The 22,757-nt window shown below is 67.3% G+C and carries 23 protein-coding genes; 15 read left to right on the top strand and 8 right to left on the bottom strand.

The window, feature by feature from the left end:
* Positions 1-58: 58 nt before the first annotated feature.
* From C7I84_RS03290 to C7I84_RS03320, 7 genes are read left to right on the top strand one after another with little or no spacing between them, the layout of a single operon-like run.
* Positions 59-1,597 carry an ABC transporter ATP-binding protein gene (locus C7I84_RS03290; protein ID WP_106770735.1) on the top strand — a complete coding sequence of 513 codons (1,539 nt, stop codon included), beginning with the start codon at positions 59-61 and terminating at the stop codon, positions 1,595-1,597.
* Positions 1,597-2,622 carry an ABC transporter permease gene (locus tag C7I84_RS03295; RefSeq protein ID WP_106770736.1) on the top strand — a complete coding sequence of 342 codons (1,026 nt, stop codon included), beginning with the start codon at positions 1,597-1,599 and terminating at the stop codon, positions 2,620-2,622. The genes C7I84_RS03290 and C7I84_RS03295 overlap by 1 nt, the downstream gene beginning before the upstream one ends.
* Before the next feature lie 12 nt (positions 2,623-2,634).
* Positions 2,635-3,552 carry an ABC transporter permease gene (locus tag C7I84_RS03300; protein ID WP_106770737.1) on the top strand — a complete coding sequence of 306 codons (918 nt, stop codon included), beginning with the start codon at positions 2,635-2,637 and terminating at the stop codon, positions 3,550-3,552.
* On the top strand, positions 3,549-4,481 hold the full coding sequence (locus C7I84_RS03305; protein WP_106770738.1) for a nucleoside hydrolase: 933 nt from the start codon (positions 3,549-3,551) through the stop codon (positions 4,479-4,481). The genes C7I84_RS03300 and C7I84_RS03305 overlap by 4 nt, the downstream gene beginning before the upstream one ends.
* A gap of 23 nt (positions 4,482-4,504) precedes the next feature.
* Positions 4,505-5,260 carry a glutamine amidotransferase gene (locus C7I84_RS03310; RefSeq protein ID WP_106770739.1) on the top strand — a complete coding sequence of 252 codons (756 nt, stop codon included), beginning with the start codon at positions 4,505-4,507 and terminating at the stop codon, positions 5,258-5,260.
* Position 5,261: 1 nt separating this feature from the next.
* Positions 5,262-6,023, top strand: coding sequence for an alpha/beta fold hydrolase (locus tag C7I84_RS03315; protein WP_165815970.1), 762 nt, complete (start codon positions 5,262-5,264; stop codon positions 6,021-6,023).
* Positions 6,024-6,076: 53 nt separating this feature from the next.
* The gene (locus C7I84_RS03320) at positions 6,077-7,006 is read left to right on the top strand and encodes an acetamidase/formamidase family protein (RefSeq protein WP_165815971.1); all 930 of its coding nucleotides are present in this window, start codon (positions 6,077-6,079) and stop codon (positions 7,004-7,006) included.
* Positions 7,007-7,017: 11 nt separating this feature from the next.
* Here the strand turns inward: C7I84_RS03320 and C7I84_RS03325 are convergent, their stop codons facing one another.
* Genes C7I84_RS03325 through C7I84_RS03360 form a run of 8 tightly spaced genes read right to left on the bottom strand, consistent with a single transcriptional unit; the run spans position 7,018 to position 14,660 of the window.
* Entirely contained in the window at positions 7,018-7,794 is a 777-nt protein-coding gene (locus C7I84_RS03325; RefSeq protein WP_106770742.1) for an SDR family oxidoreductase, read from the bottom strand.
* Positions 7,795-7,805: 11 nt separating this feature from the next.
* Positions 7,806-8,618 carry an SDR family NAD(P)-dependent oxidoreductase gene (locus tag C7I84_RS03330; protein ID WP_106770743.1) on the bottom strand — a complete coding sequence of 271 codons (813 nt, stop codon included), beginning with the start codon at positions 8,616-8,618 and terminating at the stop codon, positions 7,806-7,808.
* Positions 8,615-9,616 carry a sugar phosphate isomerase/epimerase family protein gene (locus C7I84_RS03335; RefSeq protein ID WP_106770744.1) on the bottom strand — a complete coding sequence of 334 codons (1,002 nt, stop codon included), beginning with the start codon at positions 9,614-9,616 and terminating at the stop codon, positions 8,615-8,617. The genes C7I84_RS03330 and C7I84_RS03335 overlap by 4 nt, the downstream gene beginning before the upstream one ends.
* Positions 9,616-10,383, bottom strand: a complete 768-nt coding sequence (locus tag C7I84_RS03340) for an SDR family NAD(P)-dependent oxidoreductase (RefSeq protein ID WP_106770745.1) — start codon at positions 10,381-10,383, stop codon at positions 9,616-9,618. The genes C7I84_RS03335 and C7I84_RS03340 overlap by 1 nt, the downstream gene beginning before the upstream one ends.
* Before the next feature lie 11 nt (positions 10,384-10,394).
* Positions 10,395-11,510 (bottom strand): ABC transporter ATP-binding protein, encoded by a 1,116-nt coding sequence (locus tag C7I84_RS03345; protein WP_106770746.1) that lies wholly within the window; start codon positions 11,508-11,510, stop codon positions 10,395-10,397.
* Positions 11,507-12,409, bottom strand: coding sequence for a carbohydrate ABC transporter permease (locus tag C7I84_RS03350; protein ID WP_106770747.1), 903 nt, complete (start codon positions 12,407-12,409; stop codon positions 11,507-11,509). Before C7I84_RS03350 ends, C7I84_RS03345 begins: the two co-directional genes overlap by 4 nt.
* Complete coding sequence (locus C7I84_RS03355; RefSeq protein WP_106770748.1) at positions 12,402-13,337, bottom strand: carbohydrate ABC transporter permease; 936 nt, start codon at positions 13,335-13,337, stop codon at positions 12,402-12,404. Before C7I84_RS03355 ends, C7I84_RS03350 begins: the two co-directional genes overlap by 8 nt.
* 60 nt (positions 13,338-13,397) lie before the next feature.
* Positions 13,398-14,660 (bottom strand): ABC transporter substrate-binding protein, encoded by a 1,263-nt coding sequence (locus tag C7I84_RS03360; protein ID WP_106770749.1) that lies wholly within the window; start codon positions 14,658-14,660, stop codon positions 13,398-13,400.
* 133 nt (positions 14,661-14,793) lie between these two features.
* On the opposite strand from C7I84_RS03360, the gene C7I84_RS03365 reads away from it, so the two are divergent.
* From C7I84_RS03365 to C7I84_RS03400, 8 genes are all read left to right on the top strand, one after another.
* Positions 14,794-15,990, top strand: coding sequence for an ROK family transcriptional regulator (locus C7I84_RS03365; RefSeq protein ID WP_106770750.1), 1,197 nt, complete (start codon positions 14,794-14,796; stop codon positions 15,988-15,990).
* 301 nt (positions 15,991-16,291) lie between these two features.
* On the top strand, positions 16,292-17,212 hold the full coding sequence (locus C7I84_RS03370) for a MurR/RpiR family transcriptional regulator (RefSeq protein ID WP_106770751.1): 921 nt from the start codon (positions 16,292-16,294) through the stop codon (positions 17,210-17,212).
* On the top strand, positions 17,209-17,856 hold the full coding sequence (locus C7I84_RS03375) for a cysteine hydrolase family protein (RefSeq protein WP_106770752.1): 648 nt from the start codon (positions 17,209-17,211) through the stop codon (positions 17,854-17,856). The genes C7I84_RS03370 and C7I84_RS03375 overlap by 4 nt, the downstream gene beginning before the upstream one ends.
* Entirely contained in the window at positions 17,853-19,169 is a 1,317-nt protein-coding gene (locus tag C7I84_RS03380; RefSeq protein WP_106770753.1) for a type I glutamate--ammonia ligase, read from the top strand. Before C7I84_RS03375 ends, C7I84_RS03380 begins: the two co-directional genes overlap by 4 nt.
* Positions 19,169-19,930 carry an N-formylglutamate amidohydrolase gene (locus C7I84_RS03385; protein ID WP_106770754.1) on the top strand — a complete coding sequence of 254 codons (762 nt, stop codon included), beginning with the start codon at positions 19,169-19,171 and terminating at the stop codon, positions 19,928-19,930. The genes C7I84_RS03380 and C7I84_RS03385 overlap by 1 nt, the downstream gene beginning before the upstream one ends.
* Positions 19,927-21,243, top strand: a complete 1,317-nt coding sequence (locus C7I84_RS03390; RefSeq protein WP_106770755.1) for an aspartate aminotransferase family protein — start codon at positions 19,927-19,929, stop codon at positions 21,241-21,243. Before C7I84_RS03385 ends, C7I84_RS03390 begins: the two co-directional genes overlap by 4 nt.
* A gap of 9 nt (positions 21,244-21,252) precedes the next feature.
* On the top strand, positions 21,253-21,804 hold the full coding sequence (locus C7I84_RS03395; RefSeq protein WP_106770756.1) for a pyridoxamine 5'-phosphate oxidase family protein: 552 nt from the start codon (positions 21,253-21,255) through the stop codon (positions 21,802-21,804).
* Positions 21,804-22,754 carry an FAD-binding oxidoreductase gene (locus C7I84_RS03400; protein WP_106770757.1) on the top strand — a complete coding sequence of 317 codons (951 nt, stop codon included), beginning with the start codon at positions 21,804-21,806 and terminating at the stop codon, positions 22,752-22,754. Before C7I84_RS03395 ends, C7I84_RS03400 begins: the two co-directional genes overlap by 1 nt.
* Positions 22,755-22,757 lie beyond the last annotated feature (3 nt).

The following is a 22,757-nucleotide window of genomic DNA, read 5'->3' on the forward strand; positions in this document are numbered from 1 at the left end:
CAGGACCTGGGCGGCGGCGCTTCGCACCGCCGCCCATATTTTTCGCGCAACGGGCACGATGACCGGAACCGATATCATCCTCAGCCTCAAGGGCATCGCCAAGTCGTTCGGCGACAAGGCCGCGCTCAAGCGCGTCGACCTCGACGTGCGCCGCGGCGAGGTGCACGTCATCTGCGGCGAGAACGGTGCCGGCAAGTCGACGCTGATGAACATACTGGTGGGCATCCACGCGCCGAGCGCCGGCGAGATCGTGCTCGACGGCCGGGCCGTGCGGATTCCCGATCCGATCGCCGCGAGCGCGCTCGGCATCGGCATGGTGCACCAGCATTTCACGCTGGTGCCGTCCATGACGGTGGCGGAGAACCTGTTTCTCGGCCGCCAGCCGCGGCGCTTCGGCATCTTCTCGGACCGGCGCGAGATGGTGTCCCGCGCTCAGGAGCTGATACGGCGTTACAATTTCGGCCTCGATGCGAACGCGCGGGTCGCACAGCTTTCGGTCGGCCAGCGCCAGCGCGTCGAGATCCTGAAGGCGCTCGCCTTCGATGCCGAGCTGCTCATCCTCGACGAGCCGACGGCCGTGCTGACGCCGCCCGAGGTCGACGAGCTGCTTGAGGTGATCGACGGCCTGCGGGCGCGCGGGCGGACGATCCTCTTCATCACCCACAAGCTGCGCGAGGTGAAATCGGTGTCGGACCGCGTCACCGTCATCCGCCACGGCGAAAGCATCTCGACGCATCGGACCGCGGACGTCAGCGAGGCCGACATCGCCCGCGACATGGTCGGCCGCGACGTCTTCCTGGTCGGCCGCAAGGGCGGCGGCGCAGCCCGCAGCTTCGGCGCGCCGGTGCTGCGGCTCGACCGCGTCAGCATGGCCAATCCCCACGGCCGGCTGCTGCTCGACCATGTCTCCCTCGACGTCAGGGCAGGGGAGGTGCTGGGCATCGCCGGAGTGGACGGCAACGGCCAGACCGAGCTTTCCGAGGCGATCGCCGGGCTGATGGACATCCAGGCGGGGTCGATCCGGCTTGCGGGCCGGGACGTGACCAGGGCGTCGGCCGCCGAGCGCCAGGCGTCGGGGCTCGGCTTCGTACCGGAGGACAGGCTCGATCGCGGCCTCAGCGTCACGATGAGCGTGGCGGAAAACATCGCGGCCACCAACTATTCGCGCGCCGGCATTTTGCGCCACGGCTTCGTCAGCCGCGCCCGGCTCGATGCCTTTGCCGCGGAGAAGATCAGGGAGTTCGACGTGCGCGGGGCGCAACCGTCGACGCCGGTCGGCTGGCTGTCGGGCGGCAACATGCAGAAGGTGGTGATCGCGCGCGAGTTGCAACGCGATCCGGCGCTGCTCGTCATCTGCCAGCCGACGCGCGGGCTCGACATCGGCGCTTCCGAATTCGTCTACGAGCGCATTCTGGCCGCAGCCGATCGCGGCCGCGCCGTGCTGCTGATCTCATCCGAGCTGTCGGAGATCTTCGCTCTCTCCGACCGGATCGGCGTGATGTATTCCGGCCGACTGATGCGCGTCCTCGAGCGCGCCGAGGCGGACGAGGCGACGGTCGGCTATCTGATGAACGGCGGTGAGGAGAGGGCGGCCTGATGCGCGAGGCGACGCTCTCCCTGTTCCGCGCCCTCGGCGCGCCGCTCGTGGCGATCGCCATCACAATGGCGCTCGGTTTCCTGCTCGTTGCCTCGATCACCGACGACCCCGTGCAGGCCTATCGCGACCTGCTCTTCGCCAATTTCGATTCGCTCGGCAATTTCGCGCTGTTCCTCAACCGTGCCACGCCGCTGACGCTGATCGCGCTCGGCGTCATCTTCGCCTTCCGCGCCGGCATCTTCAACGTCGGCGGCGAGGGGCAGCTCTATGCCGGGGCGATCGCCGCGACGGTGGTCGGCGTGTTCCTTGCCGACCTGCCGGCAGTCCTCCTGCTGCCGCTCGCCGTTGCCACGGGCATCATTGCGGGTGCCATCCTCGGCTGGATACCAGCGGTGCTGAAAGTGCGGCTCGCCGTCGACGAGGTGGTGACGACGCTGATGCTGAACACCATCGTGCTGCTCTTCACCTCCTATCTCGCCAACCAGGTCATCCGCGACACGGCGGCCTATGGCGCCGTCAGCAGGGTGGTTCCGCAGGCGATCTGGCTGCCGCCGATGCCGGGCGTGCCCGGCGCCACCAGCGGCTTTCTGGTGGCCGTGGTGCTCGCCGTCGTCGCCTGGGTCGTGCTGTTCCGCACCGAATGGGGCGCGCAGGTGCGCGCCGCCGGCACCAATCTGCGTTTCGCCTATGCCGTCGGCGTGCCCGCCGACCGGCGCATCATCGGCGCCATGCTGGTGGCCGGCGGCCTGGCCGGGCTCGCCGGCGCGCTCTACGTGCTCGGTATCGGCCACCGCTTCGAGCAGAATTTCTCGCCGGCCTACGGGCTGGTCGGCCTGACCTGCGCGCTGCTCGCCCGCATCCATCCGATCGGCGCGCTGGCGACCGCGCTATTCTACGCCATGATGCTGAACGGCGCCGCCTATATGCAGATCTCCACCGACGTGCCGCGCTCGCTGGTCAACCTCCTGACCGGCCTGCTGGTGCTGTTGATGACAGCCCGGCTCACCGCGGGCCGGCGGGGATAGGGGCAAGAAGCCATGACCGTCTCCTCGCTCCTCGCCTCGGTTCTGGAACAATCGACGCCGATCCTGCTCGCCGCGCTCGCCGCCATGATCACGCTGCGTGCCAACATCCTCAACGTCGCGGTGGAAGGCATGATGCTGGTCGCGGCGTTCACCGCGATCGCCGTCGGCAGCATGACCGGCAGCGCCGCGCTGGCATTCTTCGCGGCGGTGGCGGCGGCGATCCTGCTGTCGCAGCTCCTGGCGCTGCTGACGTTGCGCTTCTCCGCCGATTTCATCGTCGCCGGTCTCGGCATCAACCTGCTGGCGGCCGGCGGCACGCTGTTCATGCTCGAGCGTTTCTACAACAGCCCGGGCGGGCTCAGGCCGACGAGCTTCCCCGATGTCTGGCATGTCCCGGAAGGATCGCTCTCCTTCATCCCGATCGTGGGCAAGGCGTTCGAAGGGCAGAGCTTCATCGTCATTCTGGCGCTCGCCGCGGTGCCGCTGTCGGCGGTGTTCCTCTATCTCACCCCGACCGGCGCTAATCTGCGCGCCGCCGGCGAGGACGAGCATGCGGCGCGCTCGGCCGGCATCCGCGTTGCCTGGATGAAGGCGCTCGCCGTTGGTATCAGCGGCCTGCTGTCCGGCCTAGCCGGGGCCCAGCTTGCCATGGACAAGCTGCATTTCTTCCTGCCCGACATGACCAGCGGCCGCGGCTTCATCGGCCTGGCGGCGACGCTGTTCGGCGGCGGGCAGCCGTGGATGACGGCGGCTGCCTCCTTCCTGTTCGGCTTCTTCGGCGCGCTCGGCGACCGGCTGCAGGTGTTCGCCATTCCGTCGCAGTTCGTGCTGATGCTGCCCTATGTCGCGGCGATCGTCGGCCTAACCTTCGCGCGCTGGCGCGTCCATCGGCGCAATCGGCCGGCCAGGATCGCGGAGAGCAAGCCATGACCAGCCCCATCCTGCACGACTGCGACCCGGGCAATGACGACGCGCTGGCCATCCTGGTGGCGGCCGGTCATGCCGGGCTCGACCTCAGGGCGGTGACGACCGGCGCCGGCCATCTGGCCTGGGAGCGGACGGCGCGCAATGCTGCGATCACCGTGGCGCGCTCCGGCCGCCGCGGCATTCCGGTTGCCGCCGGCGCGCAGGCGCCGCTGGTGCGCGAGCGGCTGATCGCCGGCGTGCTCGACCTCGAATCGGCACTCGATCCGAACCGTCCGGACCTCGAGGCCGTAGGGCTGGACCGCCGCCATTCGGCGGAGCTGATCGCTGAAACGGCACGCAAGGGCGCGACGACGATCGTGACGACCGGGCCGCTCACCAATCTGGCAATGGCGCTGCGCCGCGAACCGGAGCTGTCGGACCAGATCCAGCGGATCGTCACGCTCGGCGGCGCCTGGGGCCTCGGCAACAAGACGGCGGCCGCCGAATGGAACATCCTGTGCGACCCGGAGGCGGCGGCAATTGTGTTCGGCGCGGGAATTCCCGTCACCCTCATTCCGGTCGACGGAGCGGCAAATGCCGGCATCACGCCGTCGCTAATAACCTCGACCGAGGCGATCGGAGGGCCGGTAGGCTCGTTTGCGGCCGAATTGCTGCGCTCGCTGGTCTCGACGTTCCAGCCGGGGCTGTTCGGCCCCGACCATATGCCGCTCAATGACCCGGTCGCGCCGCTGGTCGCGGCCGATCCCACGCTCGCCCGCCTGGTTCCGGCGCGCGTCGACGTCGAGCTGGCCGGAAAATTCACCTATGGCCGCACGGTCATCGACTTCGCCGGCAGGGCCGGCCGGCCGCCAAATGCCGACGTGGTCATCGGTCTCGACGAGGAGCGCGTGCATCGTGCCTTCGTCGACGCCATCGCGCGGCTTGCAAATTGAAGACGAAAGCAGAAGAGGAAACGATGGCAAACAGGCGCCGCGTACTGATCGCCGGGGAATCCTGGACGGTTCACTCCATTCACCAGAAGGGTTTCGACAGCTTCACCACCACCGAATATGCCGAGGGCGTGGAGTGGCTGCGCGCCGCGCTGCTCGCCGGCGGCTGGGACGTGACCTACCAGCCGGCGCATGTCGCGGCGACTGACTTTCCGTTCGATGCGCAGGGTTTGTCTGCTTATGACTGCGTCATGCTGAGCGACATCGGTGCAAACACGCTGCTGCTGCATCCCGACACCTTCAAGAAGTCGAAGGTGCTGCCGAACCGCCTCGACGCCATTCGCGATTACGTCCGGGACGGCGGCGGCCTCGTGATGATCGGCGGCTACCTGACCTTCCAGGGCATCGACGCCAAGGCGCGCTATCACGGCACCGCCGTGGAGGAAGCCCTGCCGGTCACGATCGAAGCCGGCGACGACCGGGTCGAGCGGCCGGAGGGCGTCAAGCCCGGAGTGACCGACAAGAACCATCCGATCGTGCGCGGGCTGGATACAGCATGGCCTCGCCTTCTCGGCTACAACCGCTTCACGGCGAAGGCCGGCGCGACCGTGGTGGCCAGGGCCGGCGACGACCCGCTGATCGTCGCGGGCGGCTTCGGCAAAGGCCGCTCGGTCGCCTTCGCCTCCGACTGCGGGCCGCACTGGGCCCCGCCGCCCTTCGTCGAGTGGGAAGGTTATGCACCGCTGTGGCGGCAGATCGCCGGCTGGGCCGCGGGAGACTGAGATGGCGACGCTCAACCTCATGCGCTGGGGCGACCGCGACGCGCCAAAAACGGTGGTCGCCCTGCACGGTATCACCGCCAATGCCGGCGCCATGACCGAGCCGGCGCGGCTGCTGGCCGCCCGCGGCTGGCAGTTCATCGCGCCCGACATGCGCGGGCATGGCGAAAGCAGCCGCGCCGACGGCGATTTTTCGTTCACCCGGCTGCTCGCCGATTTTGTCGAGAACGTTCCGACCGACCCCGACGTGCTGATCGGCCATTCCTTCGGCGGCGCGCTGGCGCAACTCGGCGTGCTGTCCGGCGATTTCCGGCCGAAGGCGCTGCTGCTCGAAGACCCGGTGTCGCATTTCGCCGACAAGGCCACGCCGAAGGCCATGCTCGACTGGGACGAGGCGAACCTGCCGCGCGGTATCGACGGCTTGCTCGAGCTCAACCCCGGCTGGTCACGGCGGGACGCGGCATGGAAGCTGCTGTCGCTGGAGCAGATCGATTTCGACGATGCGCGCGCCGCCTTCTCCGACAACGCGCCCTGGGATCTGCGCCCGCACGCGGCCGAGATCGCCGCCCGGCTCCCGACGGTCTGGGTGCTGCCCGAGCAGAGCCGCTTCGTTCCGCCCGAGGACATCGCGCGGCTCAGGCGCGAGGCCGGGGAGCGGTCGGTGGTCGTCATGCCCGGCGTCGGCCACAGCATCCATCGCGACGCGACCGAAGCCTTCGTCGACATCGTCGAAAAACTCGGCGCTCGGACCTGGTTCGGACAATGACCGGCGGGGAGGATTTTGTTTTCCACCTCGGTGGTCACGCTGCGCGGAGGACCGTGCCCGCGGGCAAGCCGTTTTCCGTCTTCACCGAAGACTGCTTTTCAGGCAGGCTGACTTCGATCGAAGGCAGGCCGCGCGAGATAGCGCCGTTCCCGAAGGTCAACCCCTTGACCGGGCCGATCGCCGTCGAGGGCGTGCGTGCCGGCGACATCCTGGCGGCGCATCTCGTTTCACTCAAGCCGGCCCGGGACTGGGGCGTGGCGACCATCTCGCCGAACTTCGGTCTGCTCTCCGGCACGCGCGCCGCGCCCAATTTGCAGCCCGAGCAGGACGAGCGCGTCTGGATCTGGCGCTTCGACGCGGAGCGTAGATCGCTCTCGACGACGGCGAGCAACCGCGCGACGCTCACCGTGCCGTTCCGACCGTTCCACGGCACCGTCGGTGTCGCGCCGGCGCATGGCGAGGTCCGCCTCGGCCTCAATCCCGGCGATTTCGGCGGCAATCTCGATATTCCCGACCTGGGGCCAGGAGCGACGCTCTACCTGCGCGCCAATGTCGAGGGTGGGCACCTCTATATTGGCGATGGTCATTATGCGCAGGGCGATGGCGAGATCGCCGGGACCGCGATCGAAGGGGCTTTCGATACGACACTCGTGGTCGATCGCCTACCGGCCGACGACCGCTTCGACTGGCCGCGCTTGGAAACGGACAGCCATATCGGCGTGGTCGGCGTCGCCCGCCCAGTGGACGACGCGATCCGTGTCGCCGCGACCGGCCTGGTGCGCTGGATCGCAGAACTGACCGGCCTCGACACGATGGATGCCCATCAGCTTGTCAGCCAGGCCTGCACGCTGCGCATCGGCAATCTGGTCAACCCGGCCTTCACCGTGCTCTGCTCGATCGGCAAGGATTTGCTGGGAGCGAACATGGCGATCCAGGGCGGGGCCCATGGCAGGCTGCGAGGGGTGGGGCGTCTCGGAAAATAGGCAGACTCGGCTCAGAGCGAGGCCGTGATGCCTCCGTCGACATAGAGCACGTGCCCGTTGACGAAGCTGGCGGCGTCGGAGGCGAGGAAGACGGCCGCGCCGATCAGTTCCTCTACCTCGGCCCAACGGCCGGCCGGCGTGCGCTTCTCCAGCCAGGCGGAGAACTCCGGATTGGCGACCAGCGCGGCGTTGAGCTCGGTGTTGAAATAGCCCGGGCCGATGGCGTTGACCTGCAGACCGTGGCGCGCCCAGTCGGTGGCCATGCCCTTGGTCAGCATCTTCACCGCGCCCTTGGTCGCCGTGTAAGGCGCGATGCCGGTGCGCGCCAGCTCGCTCTGCACGGAAGCGATGTTGACGATCTTGCCGCGGCCGCGCGGGATCATCTTGCGCGCCACCGCCTGGCCGACGAAGAAGACGCTGTCGATGTTGGTGGCCTTCAGCCGCTCCCAGGCATCCAGCGGGAAATCCTCCAATGGCGCCCGGTGCTGCATGCCGGCATTGTTGAACAGGATCTCGATCGGGCCGATGTCGCTTTCGATGGCGTCCACCGCCGCAGCCACCGCAGCAGCGTCGGTCACGTCGAAGGCGCGGGCATGAACCTTGAACCCTTCGGCGGCGAGTTTTGCACGGGCCTCCTCCAGCGCGCTTGCCGTGCGCGCATTGAGCACCACCTCGGCGCCGGCTTCCGCCAGCCCGCGGGCGATGGCGAAGCCGATCCCCTTGGAGGAGCCGGTGACCAGCGCCAGCCGGCCGGTGAGGTCGAAGCGTTTGATTGCCGTCTCGCGCATGACTGCCTCGCTCAGCCCGGAAAGATGGTGAAGCCGCCGTCGACGCGGATCACCTGGCCGTTGATGAAGCGGGCACGCGGTCCGGCGAGGAAGGCCACCGCCTCGGCCACTTCCTCCGGCTCGGCATAGCGGTTGAGCGAGCGCTTTTCCGAATCCATGCGGCTCGGGTCGACGACGCGCGTCGCCTGGAAGCGCGCCGTCTTGGTCGCCCCCGGGCTGACGGCGTTGACGCGCACGCCCTCCTCGATCAGCTCCTTGGCGAGGCAGCGGGTGTAGTGCACGACCGCTGCCTTCAGCGTCGAATAGACCACTTCCGGCGAGCAGCCGATATGGGCGGCGGCGGAAGCGATGTTGATCACCGACCCAGAGCCGCGCTTGACCATCGGTGGCACGAAAGCCTGGCAGACCAGCATGGTGCCGATCAGGTTGTTTTCCGTCAGGACCTTGATGTCTTCATAATCGATGTCGAGCGCGTTGTTGGGGCTGGGCTTGCCGCCCTTGGCGCCGATGTCGCCACCGGCGCAATTGACCAGCACGTGCACGTCGCCCAGCTCGGCCTCTATTCTGCGCTTCATCTCGGCCACGGCGGCCTTGTCGCCGATATTGCCGGTGACGGCGGTGACGCGCGTGCCGTGCCGGCCGATGTGTTTTGCGGATTCTCCTAGATCGGCGAACTCGCCGTATTTGGACGGTTGATTCCAGTCCAGGTCATGGATGGCGACGTCGGCGCCGAGCTCGGCGAGGCGGTCGGCCATGACGTGGCCGAGGCCGCGTCCGGAGCCGGTGACGAAGGCGGTCAGGCCGCTGAGTTCGCGGGTGGTCATGCAGCATTCTCCACAGTCATGAGGCCGAGCGAGCGCATGTTGGCGGCGCTGCGCCGGATCATGTCGAGCTCGTAGGAAACAAGGGCCGCGTCGTCGCCGCGCTCCCAGGGGGTGCGGAAATCGGCGTCTTCGGGCAGCCGGTTTGTCTGCGCGGCGGCCAGGCAGGCGGCGAGTTCGCGCGCGCTCTTTTCAGGATAGCCGTTCCACCAGTCGTCGGTCAGCAGGCGCACATGCCGCGCCTCCAGCGCGCCAGGCTCCAGCACGGCGGTCAGGTCTTTGTGGTGCTCCGCCAGGATTGCCTTCATCTCGCGGAACGGCACGGCGCCGTCGCCGATGGCGCAGCGGACGAGCCTATACCCCTCGACGGTGAACTGGACACGATAGTCCTTGAGGTGGACATGCCTGACATAGGGCGCGATGCGGCGGGTGAAGTCGAGCGGCGCCTCGGCGACCGGAAAGGTGTTGCCGGTGTCGAAGGTTAGGCCGACGCCCGGCCCGCCCAGCTCGCAGAAGGCGACGAGTTCGGCGCTGCCGAAATCTTGGTGGTTTTCGATGGCGAGCGTGTGCCCCTCGGCCGCAGCCCGCGGACCCCATTCCTTCAGCGCCGAGCGGATTTTCGCGTTGTACTCGCCCCACTTTTCGCCGGCGGCATTGCGGTCGCCACAAAGGATCGGCGTCAGCGCCGTGCGGATGATCCTCGCCTGAAGCAGGCGCGCGGCCCGAAACGCGTTGTCGAGCGGCCCGGCGACCAGCAGCCCGCCGCTGACGATCGGGATGATATCGAGGGAGGCAAGCCGCTCGCGCAGCCCGACGACATCGTCGTCGGACAGTTCCGTCAGCCAGGGCTCGTAGATCTCCAGCGCCTTTGCGCCGAGTTCGATGCCGAGCACGAGGAAGCCCTCCAGGCCAGTCCCCTGCGGGTTGGCGCGGGGCGTGCCGCGGCCCTGCAGGCCGAGGTGGTAGGTCAGTCCGTAGGGGTTCAGGCCGACGCGCAGCATCACCGCAACCCCGCATCGACGAGAATGGACTGCTTGGTGATCATGCGGCTGTCGTCGGCGGCGAGGAACAGCGCGGTGCGGGCGATCTCCTCGCCCAGCAGCACGCGGTGGAGCAGCTGCCGCTGCACCACCTGGTCGACCGCCTCCTCGTCCTTGAACCAAAGCTCCCGCTGCCGCTCGGTGATGACGGCGCCCGGCTCGATGGCGTTGACGCGGATGTTGTCGGGACCGAAGGCGCGCGCCAGCGCCCGCGTCAGCCCGACGATGCCCGCCTTGGCTGTTGCATAGGCGGCCATCTGGTCGGCGCCGAACCGCCACGAGGTCGAGGAGAAGTTGATGATCGAGCCGAAGCCCAGCGCCTTCATCTGCGGATGCACGGCCTGTGCGGCGAAGAACTGGTGCTTGAGATTCACGTCCTGCGTGCGGTCCCAATAGTCCGGCGTCACCTCGGCGATCGCATGGCGATCGTCATTGGCGGCGTTGTTGACCAGCACGGCGACCTGCCCGAGCTCGGCCCGCACCTTCTCGATCGCCTGCTGCAAGGCAGGGATGTCGGTCACGTCGCAGGCGACGAACAGCGGCACGTGCCGGGACTTTTCGGCAAGCTCCTCGACGAGCCTTTCGCCGGTCTCGGCCTGGATGTCGAGGAAGGCGACGCGCGCCTGGTTGGCGGCGAAGGCGCGCACCATGTCGGCGCCGATGCCGGAGGCGCCGCCGGTGATCAGCACGACGCGATCAGTCAGGCTTGGATAAGTGGCGAAGGACAAGGGCAAAACTTTCAAAGAAGTGTTTTGGTGGTCGGGTCGAACAGGCAGGCGCGCGCCATGTCGATGCCCAGCGTCATGGTCTCGCCCATGCGCGGTGCGCTGTCGGGATCGAACCGGCCGGTGACCTCAAGGTCGCCGAATTTCAGCACCGCGAGCGTTTCGGCGCCGGTCGGCTCGACCAGCTCGACCGGCGCATCCATCGCCGCGATGCCCGGCTTGCGCTGCCCGAGATCGTCGGAGAAGCGGTAGATATGCTCCGGCCGGACGCCCAGCACGACTTGTTTCGGTGCATTCGCTGGCGCGGGCTGGGCGAGCGGCAGGGTGGCCGTGCCGCCAGTGGCGGTGCGCACCGTGACGGAAGGCTGGCCGGCCACGCCGGTCAGCTCGGCCGGAATGAAATTCATCGCCGGCGAGCCCATGAAGCCGGCCACGAACATGTTGGCCGGGCGGCTGTAAATCGTCTGCGCGGCGTCGAACTGCTGGACCGAGCCCTGGTGCATGACGGCGATGCGCGAGGCCAGCGTCATCGCCTCCACCTGGTCGTGGGTGACGTAGATGGTGGTCTTGCCGACGCGGTTGTGCAGCTTCTTGATCTCGGTGCGCATGTCGACGCGGAGCTTTGCGTCGAGATTGCTGAGCGGTTCGTCGAACAGGAACAGTTTCGGGTCGCGCACCAGCGCCCGGCCCATGGCGACGCGCTGGCGCTGGCCGCCGGAAAGCTGGCCGGGTTTTCGGTTGAGCAGCGGCTCGATCTGCAGCAGCGCCGACACGCGCTTGACCGCCTCCGCCTGCTCGGCCTTCGGCACGCCGCGGCTTTCCATGCCGAAGGTGATGTTTTCCCGCACCGTCATGGTCGGGTAGAGCGCGTAGGACTGGAACACCATGGCGATGTCGCGATCCTTGGGCGGCACGGAATTCACCAGCCGGTCGCCGATGCGGATCTCGCCCGAGGTCACGCTTTCCAGCCCGGCGATCATGGCGAGCAGCGTCGATTTTCCGCAGCCGGAGGGGCCGACCAGCGCAACGAACTCGCCCGGCTGCGCTTCGAGATTGATGCCGCGAAGCACCTCGACGGCGCCGTAGCTCTTCTGCAGGTTGCGGATGGTCAGCGCGGATTGGTTGGTCATTTGATGGCGCCCTGCGTCAGTCCCCGCACGAAATATTTTCCGCCGAACAGGTAGATCAGCAGCGGCGGCAGCGCGCCGATCAGCACGGCTGCGCTCATCACGTCGTAGCTGCGGGCCGTGGTGCCGCTCGCCGTGAGCGCGACCAGCGCGGCGGTGATCGGCTGCTGCTGGCCCGAGGTGAAGACCACGCCGAACAGATATTCGTTCCAGATGCCGGTGAACTGCCAGATCACCGTGACGATCAGGATCGGCGGCGACAGCGGCAGGATGATTTTTCGGAAAATACGCCAGAAGCCGGCGCCGTCGATGCGGGCGGCTTTGATCAGGTCGTCGGGGATGCCGACATAATAGTTGCGGCAGAACAGCGTGGTGAAGGAGATGCCCTGGATGACGTGCACCAGGATCAGGCCGTAGGTCGAGTTGGTGAGGCCGAGCTTGCCGAGCACGAAAGCCCACGGCATCAGCGCAATCTGGCCCGGCATGAACACGCCAAGCAGCATGCAGGTGAACAGCACTTCCGAGCCGCGGAAGCGCCATTTGGAAAGCACGTAGCCGTTGATCGCGCCGAGCAGCGTCGAGAGGATGGTCGCCGGAATGGTCATCCACAGCGAGTTCAGGAAATTGCGCTTCATGCCTTCGCATGTGCCGGCGATGCAGTAGGTGCCCCAGGCGTCGCTCCAGGCATTCAGCCGGAAAGACTGGGGCAGGGAGATCAGCCCGTTGCGAGCGATCTCTTCCTGCTCGCGGAAGGAGTTGAGCACGACCACCAGCAGCGGCACGAGATAGATGACGGCAAACAGCGCCAGCAGGCCGTAGATGGCGAAGCGGCTCCAGAAGTGCCGGCGGCTCGCGGCGGCAGCTTCGGCGTCGAAGGGCAGGGCGATCGCTGTGTCAGCCATGGCCGCTCTCCCGCCTGCGGCGCCACACCACCCAGAGGGAGTAGGGCACCAGCACCACGGCAAGCGCGGCCAGCATCATGACCGCAGCGGCCGCGCCCTCGCCAATCTGGCCGCGCTGGAACATCAGGTCGTAGACATAGATGGCCGGGAAGGTGGTGGAGACGCCGGGGCCGCCGCGCGTCAGCGCCGCGACAAGGTCGAATGTCTTGATCGCGAACTGGATCTGGATGACGGCCACCGCCAGGAAGATCGGTGCGATGGTCGGCAGGATGACCCTTCTGTAGGTGCGGAAAGTGGAGGCGCCGTCGATCTGCGCGGCCTTGATCAAATCCGGATCGACCGAGCGCAGCCCGGCCAGGAACAGCGCCATGGCGAAGCCCGACGACTGCCAGACGCCGGTGATGATGATGGCGTAGATCGCCAGATTGCGGTCGCTGGTGAGCGCGAAGTTGAAGCTGCTCCAGCCAAGGCCGCGCACCAGCGCCTGGATGCCGTCGGCCGGATTGTAGAGCCAGCTCCATACCGTGCCGGTGACGATGAAGGAGACGGCAAGCGGATAGAGGAAGATGGTGCGCCACACGGCCTCGCCGCGCACCCGCTGGTCGATGAGGATGGCAAGCAGCAGGCCGACCGCCATCGAGCCGAGAATGTAGAAGCCGCTGAAGAAGAAGAGATTGGTGTAGGCGATGTTCCAGCGGCGGTTGGCCCACAGAGACATGTAGTTGTCGAGGCCGGCGAAGCCGTAGCTCGGCAGCAGCGACGACGTGGAAACCGACAGATAGAGCGTCCACGCTGCGAAGACGAAGACATAGACGAAGCTCGCGGCCAGCGACGGGGCGAGCACGAGGATGGGTATCAGCGTGCCGAGACGCTCCCGCCAGGGGCGCGCCGGTGCGGCGATCGGAATGGTCAGGTCGTGGGTGGACATCGCGCCGCCTGGAAACGAAAGCGGGCGCGGGAAACTCCCGCACCCGGCCCGGAGGGCAAGCTACAACTGCGCTTCGGCGGCGTCCGCCATGGCGTTGGCGGCGTCCTGCGCCGACATGCCGGGCGTTGCCACGAACTCGGTGATGGTGTCCATCATGGCGCCGCGCAGCTTCTGCGGCACGGTCATGTTGTGCGCCATAGACCGCACCAGCGTGCCGCCGTCGATCGATGCCTGCAGATCCTTCTGTGCGATCTGCTGGCAGGGATTGAAGCCGTTGGACAGGTCGACGTCGAGCCTCGCCGGGATCGAACCCTTGGTCTGGTTGAAGATGGTCTGGAATTCCGGCGAGAGGATCGTGCTTGCCAGCAGCTTCTGGCCCTCCTGATAGTCCGGGTCCTTCTGCTGGAAGAACACGACCGAGTCTGAGTTGAGGATGAAGCCGGGCTTGCCCCAGTCGGTCGGCGCCTGGCCGCAGACATAGTCGGTGCCCTGCTTGAAGCCGCCGGCGGTCAGAAGCCCGAGCGTCCAGTCGCCCATGATGTGGAAGGCGGCCTCGCCGCGGCCGACCAGATGCGACATGGAATCCCAGTCGCGGCCGTTCATGCCGGGATCCATGTATTTGGTGGTCATGGTGCGGAACTGCTCGAACGCCTTGACCATGCCGTCGCTGCGCATGGCCTCGATGTCGCCTTCGACGAACGCCTTCTTGTAGAGATCGAGATCCTGCCCGTAGACGACGACTTCGAACACGGTCGAGTCGGTCCAGTCGGCAGTCGAGTGCGAGAGGCAGATCTTGCCGGTTGCCACGATCTTGTCGCAGGCCGCGTTGAAATCGGCCCAGGTCTTCGGGATCTCGGTGACGCCGGCGGCTTCCATCACCTTCGGCGAGGCCCAGATCCAGTTGATGCGATGGATGTTCATCGGCGCGGCGACCCATTTGCCGGTCGGCTTCATCACCGGCAGCAGCTCCGGCGCCACCACCTTCTCCCAGCCTTCGGCCGCCGCCAGCTCGTCGAGGTCGGCGGTCATGCCGGTCTCGTTCCACTCGGCGATCTCGGGGCCCTTGAGCTGCACGGCCGGGGGCGCGTTGCCGGCGATCACGTCGGCGCGCAGTTTTGCCAGCGTGTTGGCGGTGTGGCCGGCGATCGAGGTCTGCTGCCAGGTGCCGCCCTTGGCCTGGAACATCTCGCCGAGCTTGGCGATGGCCTGCGCGTCCGAGCCGGTCGCCCATTGATGCAGCAGGTTGGTCTTGGGCTCGGCAAAGGCCGAACCCGCAAGAAAAGTGCATGCCGCGGCGGCGGCGGCCGTCCTCAGATAACTCATCGTTTCACTCCCATTTGGTTCTGCACGGTTCGTTGCGACCGTTTCGGCAGAGACCGGCGGTTCATGCACGCGATCTCTAGTTTTTTCTAGAATGATCAAATACAACGTTCAGTCAAGGAGCTTTTAGGCCTTCATGACAAAAACCCTGCTCAAATCCCTGTTGATCGATCAGCCTTCCGGAACGCCGGAAAGCGTCATCGTGCGCTGCCTCAGCCAGCGCGGCGCCATTTCGGCGGCGCAGATCGCGCGAATGACCGGACTCGCTCGGTCGACGGTGTCGACGGCGCTGACAGGCCTGAGGAAATCAGGGATGGTGGTCGAAATCGTCGGCCCACAGGAGGGTACGAAGGGTGTTGGACGTCCGGCGGCGGCCCTGGCGCTCAACCCGGAAGCCGGCACCTGCGTCGGCATCCACATCAGCCTCGACGAGGTCCGGCTAATGGTGGCCGACGTCTCGCATTCTGTCATTGCTGAACAAAATATCCCTTTAGGCGTGGACTACACGCCGCAGCAGGCCGCCAGGATGGCGAAGGAAGTGATCGCGCAAAGCTATGCTGACAAGGGTCTGCCGGTATCGGGCCTCCTCGGGGTCGGCGTTTCCGTGTCGGGCCCGGTGAGCCCGGATGGCGTCGTGCAGAGGGCCAGCATTGTCCCAACCTGGGCCGGCGTCAACATCCGCAACGTGTTCGGCCCTGTGCTGCAGCAGCCGATTTTCGCCGACAACGAAAGCAACTGCTCGGCCATCGCCGAGATGATGTGGGGCGCGGCGGTCGGCCATGAGGACTTCGTGCTGTTCAAGATCGATCTGGGTGTCGGCGGCGCGATCGTGCAGAACGGCCGCATCCTGACCGGCATCGCCGGAGGGGCGGGGGAGTTCGGTCACATCAGCATCGACCCGACGGGCGATCTCTGCCGTTGCGGCAACCGCGGCTGCCTCGAGCTATATGCCAGCTTTACGCGGCCGCTCGAGCAGATCGCCAGAGTGGTCGGCCGCAGCGTCACCATGGATGACGCGATCCTGATGGCGGAGCAGGGCGACGTACGGGCGCTGCGCATGATCGGGGACACGGCGGAGATCGCCGGGCGCGGCCTCGGCATGATCGGCTCGGTGATCAACCCGCCGCTGATCATCATCGGCGGACGCATGGCGTTGGCCGGCGACATCTTGCTGGTGCCGCTCGTCGCCTCTTACGAAAAGCACACGCTGATCAAGGCGCGCGATCTTCCGCCGGAGTTGCGCACCCGCATTACGATCGGCAAGCATACCGAGAACGACGTCCTGCTCGGAGCGGTCGGCCTGGTGCTGCGCCATCACGGCCGGCTTCAGTAGCCCACGGCTGAATCCCGAGATCGATTCTGTGCCGCCGTCGCCGCGGCTACTTCCTGTTTGTAGATATGTCTTCATTATTGACAACAACCTATTTGAATGTAGGTTTTGTTTCGCCATGCGTGATGGATCGAGGTCGGGTTCCGCAACAATGTCGGTCAGCTCCACTATACGGATCGCCAGAGTATCCCGGCGGGACGCGGACCGTGATCGGGGGGTGCCTGCCCGGCTCGGATTCGCCGTTGAAGAGAACGTTCGGCTCCGGGCGGACACGCTGGCGATCGGCATAGGGGGATAGGCACAGATGGCGATCCGCGACCTGTTGATGAGCGAGGGGCTGTCGCTCACGCCGTCGGAAGAGAAGATCGTGCGGCTGCTGCTCGCAGAGTATCCGACGTCGGGTCTGGGTACGGCGACCAGCCTCGCCAGGCGCGCCGGCGTCAGCGATCCCACGGTGGTCCGCCTGGTCATGAAGCTCGGCTATGACGGCTTCGCCGATTTCCAGGCGAAGCTGCTTGCCGAGGTCGAGGCGCGGCTGCACTCGCCGCTGCTGATGATGGAGGCCAAGCGGACGGCCGGCTCCGAAGACAATGCCATCCTGGCCTATCTGGGCTCGGTCGGCACTGCGATCGAGAAGTCGGTGAGCACGACGCCTCTGCAGAGCTACGAGCGGGCGGCGCGGCTGCTGATGGAGGCGCGGGGCGACGTCGTGCTGCTCGGCGGCCGCTTCAGCCGCTATGTGGCGGGCATGTTTGCGGGCTACATGCTGCAGTTCCGACCCGGTGTGCGTGACCTCGGCGCCCTGTCCGCGCAGGCATTGGACGTGTTGGCCGATCTCGGCCGCAGGGACGTGCTGGTGGTCTTCGATTACCGCCGTTACCAGCTCGATGTCGTCGATTTCGCCCGCCAGGCGGCGGCGCGCGGCGTGCGTATCCTATTGTTCACCGACCAGTGGCTGTCGCCGGTCGACGAGCTTGCCGAGGTGACGATCGTCAGCCCGCTCGAGGTGGCCTCGCCCTACGACACGCTGGCGCCGGCGATCGCGCAGATGGAGGCGCTGGTCGCCCACATCCTTTCGACGCTGAGCGACGACGCCCGCGTTCGTATCGAACGGCTGGAGGAAGTCCGGCATGCCAACGCCGTGACGCTTGACAGCGATCCGCAGGAAAACCGGGCGCGCCGCACGCCCGGACCCAAATCAGCAAGGCAGGACCAGAAATCATGAAGCCACCCCTCCCGAAGCGGGACGAACCCTATCGCGCCGGCGAGACCGCGCTGCTGGTCGTCGACATGCAGCGCATCTGGCTGGAGCCCGGCGCCGATCCGGATCATCCCGAGCGTGGTCCGGACCACTATTTCTACCGCCAGACGGCAAGCCAGACGATCCCGAACCAGCAGCGCCTGCTAGCGGCGGCCCGCGCCAACGGCGTCGAGGTGCTGCACACCATCATCCAGAGCCTTACTGAGGACGGCCGCGACCGCTCGCTCGATCACAAGCTGACGCCGATCCACATCCCGCCCAGCCTGCCCGAAGGCCTGCCGATCCCTGCGTTGGCACCGGTCGGCGACGAGATCATGCTGCCGAAGACATCGTCCGGCATCTTCAACTCGACCAATGTCGACTACGTGCTGAAGAATCTCGGCATCCGCTATTTGATCGTGGCCGGCGTCCTGACCGACCAGTGCGTGGACATGACGGTGCGCGACGCCGCCGATCGCGGCTATCTCGTCACCTGCGTTTCAGACGCCTGCGCGACCATCACGCAGGAACGCCACGACATCGCCCTGAAAGCGTTCGGCGGCTATTGCTGGATCGCCGACACCGACGCCGTGCTTGCCCGCATCGAAGCCCTGGGGAAGCGCGCATGAACGCCGAATCGCTCGTCGCGGTCGTCACCACCGACCTTGCCGCCATCACGCGCGGCCGCTTCGTGGTGGAAAGCAGGTTGGACAAGATCGCCGCCACCGGCGTCGGCTGGCTGCAGGCCAACCTGTCGCTGACGCCGTTCAACTCGATCGTCGACCCCAATCCGTGGGGTTCTTCGGGCGACCTGCGGCTGATCCCGGATCTCGGCGCGCGCTTCCGCACCGCCGGCACCGGCTCGGCGACGCCGTTCGACATGGTGGCGGGCGACATCGTCGAGCTCGACGGCAGCCCGTGGCTCGGCTGCACGCGCACCATGCTGAAGGACGCGCTCGCCGCATTGAAGGCCGAGACCGGCCTGTCGGTGGTCGCCGCCTTCGAGCAGGAGTTCCAGCTTCTCGGTGGTGGCTTCGCGCCGGCGCATTCGCTGTCGTTCGCGGCGCTGCGGCGCACCGATCCCTTCGCGCCCGGACTGATGGCTGCGTTGGAGGAGGCGGGCGTCTCGCCGGAGGTCATCATCGCCGAGTTCGGCAGCGAGCAGTTCGAGGTGACGCACGCGCCGGCCGACGCGCTTGCCGCGGCCGACCGTGCCGTCGCCATCCGCGAGATCACGCGCGAGCTGGCGCGCAGCGCCGGCTGCCGCGCCTCCTTCGCGCCGAAGACAGCGCCGGACGCCGTCGGCAACGGCGTGCACATCCATTTCAGCTTCGTCGACCAGGACGGCAAGCCGGCCACCCATGATGCCTCGAAGCCAGGCGGCTTGTGCGACCCGGCAGGCGCATTTTGCGCGGGCGTGCTGCGTCACCTGCCGGCGATCACGGCGCTGACGGCGTCGAGCGTGCCGTCCTACTACCGCCTCAAGCCGCATAGCTGGAGCTCGTCCTACACCTGGCTTGCTGATCGCGACCGCGAAGCGACGCTGCGCATCTGCCCGACCGTGACCATCGGCGGCCGCGACCCGTCGCGGCAGTACAACGTCGAGTACCGGGCGGCCGATGCGACGGCCAATCCCTATCTGTCGCTGGCGGCGATCGTGCGCGCCGGGCTGGAAGGGCTGAAGGCGGGGCTGCCGACGCCGCCGCTGGTTTCCGGCGATCCGACGCAGATGAGCGAGGCGGAGCTGGACAGGCTGGACTTGCGGCGCCTGCCCGAGACCTTGCCGGCTGCCGTCGACGCGCTCGTCGCTGACAAGACCGTGACCGGCTGGTTCGCGCCGGCTTTCGTCGAGACCTTCGTCGGGCTGAAGCGGCACGAGGCGGAGCGCCTTGCCGACCTCGATGCCGAGGCGGTCTGCGAGCTCTACGGGAAGCTCTATTGATGGAGCCCAAAAAAGACTGGCCGGAGGCGGTCGAGGTACTCAACGAGGATGGCCGCTCCGACATCGTGCTCCTGTGCGAGCATGCATCCAACCACGTTCCCGCCGAGTATCTGGGCCTGGGCCTCGAGCCCCGCCACCTGGAGCGGCACATCGCCTGGGACATCGGAGCCGCGGAAGTCACCCGGCGCCTATCGGACCGGCTCGGCGCGCCGGCCTTCCTGGGCACCTATTCGCGGCTGCTCGTCGACCTCAACCGGCCGCTTGGCCTCGAGGGCAGCATTCCCGTCCATTCGGAAGACACCGCCATCCCCGGCAATGTCGGCATCGACGTCGCCGAGAGGGCGAGGCGGGCGGCCATCATGTTCGTGCCTTTCCACGATCGCGTAGCGGCGCATCTCGACCGGCGCATCGCCGAAGGCCGGCCGACCCGGATCGTTACCATCCACAGCTTCACGCCGGTATTTTTGGGCGTCGCGCGTCCCTGGCATGCCGGCGTGCTGTTCGGCGAGGCGCGGCAATTTGCGACCGCCATCCTTGCCGGTCTCAGAGTCGACGGCTCGCTCGATGCCGAGGCCAACGTGCCCTACGTGATTAGCCGCGACGGCGACTATGCCGTGCCCATCCACGGCGACGACCGCGGAATTCCGGCGGTGCTGATCGAGATCCGGCAGGATCTCGTCGCCGATGCGCGAGGCATCGAGGAGTGGACCGGCCGCCTTGTCGCCGCGCTGCCGGTCCTGCAAACGGAGAGAGCCGGATGAGCACGCCCAGCCTGCGCGAACGGGACGCAAGGGTCATCGCCGAGATCGGCAGGCTGCGCTTCTCGCCGCTCAGCCTGGTCGGCGGCAGGGGCAACCGGCTGATCGAGGAGGGTGGGCGCGAAGTGCTCGACCTCTCCGGTTCGGCCGGTCCGGCCGCGCTCGGCTACGGCCATCCGGCGATGGTCGAGGCGGTGGAGAGGGCGGTCCGCGACATGGCCGGCGCCAGCCTGCTGCTCTATCCCAACGAGCCGGCGGTGTCGCTGGCGGAGCGGCTGCTCGCGGTCACGCCGGGCAGCGGCGAGCGGCGCGTCTGGTTCGGACATTCCGGGTCGGACGCCAATGACTGCACGGTACGCGTGCTCGCCGCCGTCACCGGGCGCTCCCGCTTCATCTCCTTCATCGGCTCCTATCACGGCAATCTGTCCGGCTCGATGGGCATTTCCGGCCACACCGCGATGACCCACACGCTGCCGCGGCCGGGCGTCCTGCTGCTGCCCTATCCCGACCCGTTCCGGCCGAAATTCAGCGCCGAGGACGTGCTGGCGCTGCTCGACTACCAGTTCGAGACGACCTGCCCGCCCGACCAGGTGGCGGCGGTGTTCATCGAGCCGCTGATGTCGGACGGCGGCCTCATCGTGCCGCCGCACGGCTTCCTGAAGGCGTTGCAGGACCGATGTCGCCGGCACGGCATCAAAATCGTCGTCGACGAGGTCAAGGTCGGGCTGGCGCGCTCGGGCCGCATGCACTGCTTCGAGCACGAGGGGCTGGAGCCGGACCTCGTCGTCTTCGGCAAGGGGCTCGGCGGCGGCCTGCCGCTCTCGGCGGTGGTCGGCCCGGCCGAGATCATGGACCATGCGCCGGCCTTCGCCCTGCAGACAACGGCCGGTAATCCGGTGGCGACCGCAGCAGGCGGCGCGGTGCTGAAGACCATTGAACGCGAAGGCCTGGTCGAGCGCTCGGCAAGGATCGGAAAGCTGTTTTCGGACGGGCTGCGCGCGCTGGCCGAAAAACACGAGATCATCGGCGACGTGCGGGGCAGGGGGCTGGCGGTCGGCGTCGATCTCGTCGCTGACCGCGGCACGCGCGACCCGGTGCCGGCGACCACCACCGCCAAGATCATCTACCGCGGCTACCAGCTGGGCGCTGCCTTCACCTATGTCGGGCTGAAGGCCAATGTGCTGGAGTTCATGCCGCCGCTGACGCTGACGGACGACGAGGCCGCCGAGGGCGTCGCCATCGTCGACCGGGCGATCGAGGACGTGCTGGCCGGCAAGGTCGCCGACGCCGACGTCGCTTCCTTCATGATGTGGTGAGGACGAGCCATGGGCCTGAGCTGGCGGACCATTCCCGACGACATGCGTGCCTTTATCGAGGCGCAGAAACTGTTCTTCGTGGCGACGGCGCCGACTGACGGGCGGGTCAACCTCTCCCCCAAGGGCCTCGACACGCTGCGCGTGCTCGACGAGCGCACCGTCGCCTATCTCGACCTCACCGGCAGCGGCAACGAGACGGCCGCGCATGTCACCGAGAACGGGCGCATGACCATGATGTTCTGCGCCTTCAACGGCGAGCCGATGACGCTGCGCCTCTACGGCAAGGCCGAGCTGATCCGCCCGGATCATGCGGAATGGCCGCAGCTGCGTCTGCTGTTTCCGGAATTTCCCGGAACGCGACAGATCTTCCGCCTCGCAGTCGACAGCGTCGCCACCTCCTGCGGCTGGAGCATCCCGGCCGTCGGCGAGATGCGGGAGCGCGACGAGCTGATCGACTGGGCGAAGGCCAAGGGCGAGGATGGGATCGAAGCCTACCGGCTCGCCAACAACGTCGTCAGCATCGACGGCCTGCCGACCGGCTACGTGTCCGACGACTTCTGATGAGCCTTTCCGACGCCATATCGCTTGCCTTCGCCGACGGCGAGGTCATGCATTTCCCTGCTGTGACGGGAGACAGCGTGCTGGCGTCCGCGGAGCAGGCAGGCAACGTGCTCGCGTCCAACTGCCGCGAAGGCACCTGCCGGACCTGCGCGGCGCGCAACAACGAGGGCGAGGAGGTGCTGCTGTGCATCGAGCCTGCCCGCGCCGGCCTATCGCTCAAGCTGCCCTACCGCCGTACCGACGTGACGCCGCCGTCGCTGCGCCGCGCCAAGATCAACGGTTTTTCGCGAGTATCAAAGTCGGTCTGGGAGTTGCGCTACCGCTTGCAGTTTCCGCTGCCGTTCCTGCCCGGCCAGTATGTCGAGACGACGTTTCCCGGTCTCGACGCGCCGCGCCGTTTCTCCATGGCCAATGCGCCTTCGCAAAAGGAGCAGGTGCTGCACGTCCGCGACCTGCCCGGCGGCGGCATGTCCGCCTATCTCGGCGGGCGGGCGAAGCCCGAGGACGCCTTCACCGTGCGGGGGCCGTTCGGCGTCTTCTACCTGCGCTCGACGTCCCGGCCGAAACTGTTCGTCGCCGGCGGCACCGGACTGGCGCCGATCATGTCGATGCTGGCGAGCATCGATCCCGATACCGCCCCGCCGCTCGCCCTCGTCGCAGGCTTCGCATCGGACGGGGACGCCTATGCGATCGAGGAGCTGCGCGGCCTCGGTCAGAGGCTGCCGCTGCAACTGATCCTTGCCGCCGACCGTGCCGGCTCGTCGTGGAGCGGCATGAAAGCCAATCCTGTCGAGGCGGTGCGTTTCGTGAAAGCCGTTCCGCTCGGCCCCGGCACCGAAGCCTATCTGTGTGGGCCGCCCGGAATGGTCGCGGCCGCCCGGCAGGCGCTGGCCGCCCATGGCCTGTCGGATTCCGACGTGTTCAACGAGGCATTCACCCATGCTCCTTGACCG

Source organism: Kumtagia ephedrae (assembly GCF_003012745.1).
In the GTDB taxonomy this organism is placed as follows: domain Bacteria; phylum Pseudomonadota; class Alphaproteobacteria; order Rhizobiales; family Rhizobiaceae; genus Kumtagia; species Kumtagia ephedrae.

Coding starts and splice junctions, on each gene's coding strand:
- C7I84_RS03365 (WP_106770750.1), top strand. CDS start 14,794: ATGACAAAAACCCTGCTCAAATCCCTGTTGATCGATCAGCCTTCCGGA.
- C7I84_RS03295 (WP_106770736.1), top strand. CDS start 1,597: ATGCGCGAGGCGACGCTCTCCCTGTTCCGCGCCCTCGGCGCGCCGCTC.
- C7I84_RS03325 (WP_106770742.1), bottom strand. CDS start 7,794: ATGCGCGAGACGGCAATCAAACGCTTCGACCTCACCGGCCGGCTGGCG.
- C7I84_RS03400 (WP_106770757.1), top strand. CDS start 21,804: ATGAGCCTTTCCGACGCCATATCGCTTGCCTTCGCCGACGGCGAGGTC.
- C7I84_RS03335 (WP_106770744.1), bottom strand. CDS start 9,616: ATGCTGCGCGTCGGCCTGAACCCCTACGGACTGACCTACCACCTCGGC.
- C7I84_RS03305 (WP_106770738.1), top strand. CDS start 3,549: ATGACCAGCCCCATCCTGCACGACTGCGACCCGGGCAATGACGACGCG.
- C7I84_RS03355 (WP_106770748.1), bottom strand. CDS start 13,337: ATGTCCACCCACGACCTGACCATTCCGATCGCCGCACCGGCGCGCCCC.
- C7I84_RS03380 (WP_106770753.1), top strand. CDS start 17,853: ATGAACGCCGAATCGCTCGTCGCGGTCGTCACCACCGACCTTGCCGCC.
- C7I84_RS03345 (WP_106770746.1), bottom strand. CDS start 11,510: ATGACCAACCAATCCGCGCTGACCATCCGCAACCTGCAGAAGAGCTAC.
- C7I84_RS03375 (WP_106770752.1), top strand. CDS start 17,209: ATGAAGCCACCCCTCCCGAAGCGGGACGAACCCTATCGCGCCGGCGAG.
- C7I84_RS03315 (WP_165815970.1), top strand. CDS start 5,262: ATGGCGACGCTCAACCTCATGCGCTGGGGCGACCGCGACGCGCCAAAA.
- C7I84_RS03290 (WP_106770735.1), top strand. CDS start 59: ATGACCGGAACCGATATCATCCTCAGCCTCAAGGGCATCGCCAAGTCG.
- C7I84_RS03350 (WP_106770747.1), bottom strand. CDS start 12,409: ATGGCTGACACAGCGATCGCCCTGCCCTTCGACGCCGAAGCTGCCGCC.
- C7I84_RS03300 (WP_106770737.1), top strand. CDS start 2,635: ATGACCGTCTCCTCGCTCCTCGCCTCGGTTCTGGAACAATCGACGCCG.
- C7I84_RS03370 (WP_106770751.1), top strand. CDS start 16,292: ATGGCGATCCGCGACCTGTTGATGAGCGAGGGGCTGTCGCTCACGCCG.
- C7I84_RS03360 (WP_106770749.1), bottom strand. CDS start 14,660: ATGAGTTATCTGAGGACGGCCGCCGCCGCCGCGGCATGCACTTTTCTT.
- C7I84_RS03395 (WP_106770756.1), top strand. CDS start 21,253: ATGGGCCTGAGCTGGCGGACCATTCCCGACGACATGCGTGCCTTTATC.
- C7I84_RS03310 (WP_106770739.1), top strand. CDS start 4,505: ATGGCAAACAGGCGCCGCGTACTGATCGCCGGGGAATCCTGGACGGTT.
- C7I84_RS03330 (WP_106770743.1), bottom strand. CDS start 8,618: ATGACCACCCGCGAACTCAGCGGCCTGACCGCCTTCGTCACCGGCTCC.
- C7I84_RS03385 (WP_106770754.1), top strand. CDS start 19,169: ATGGAGCCCAAAAAAGACTGGCCGGAGGCGGTCGAGGTACTCAACGAG.
- C7I84_RS03390 (WP_106770755.1), top strand. CDS start 19,927: ATGAGCACGCCCAGCCTGCGCGAACGGGACGCAAGGGTCATCGCCGAG.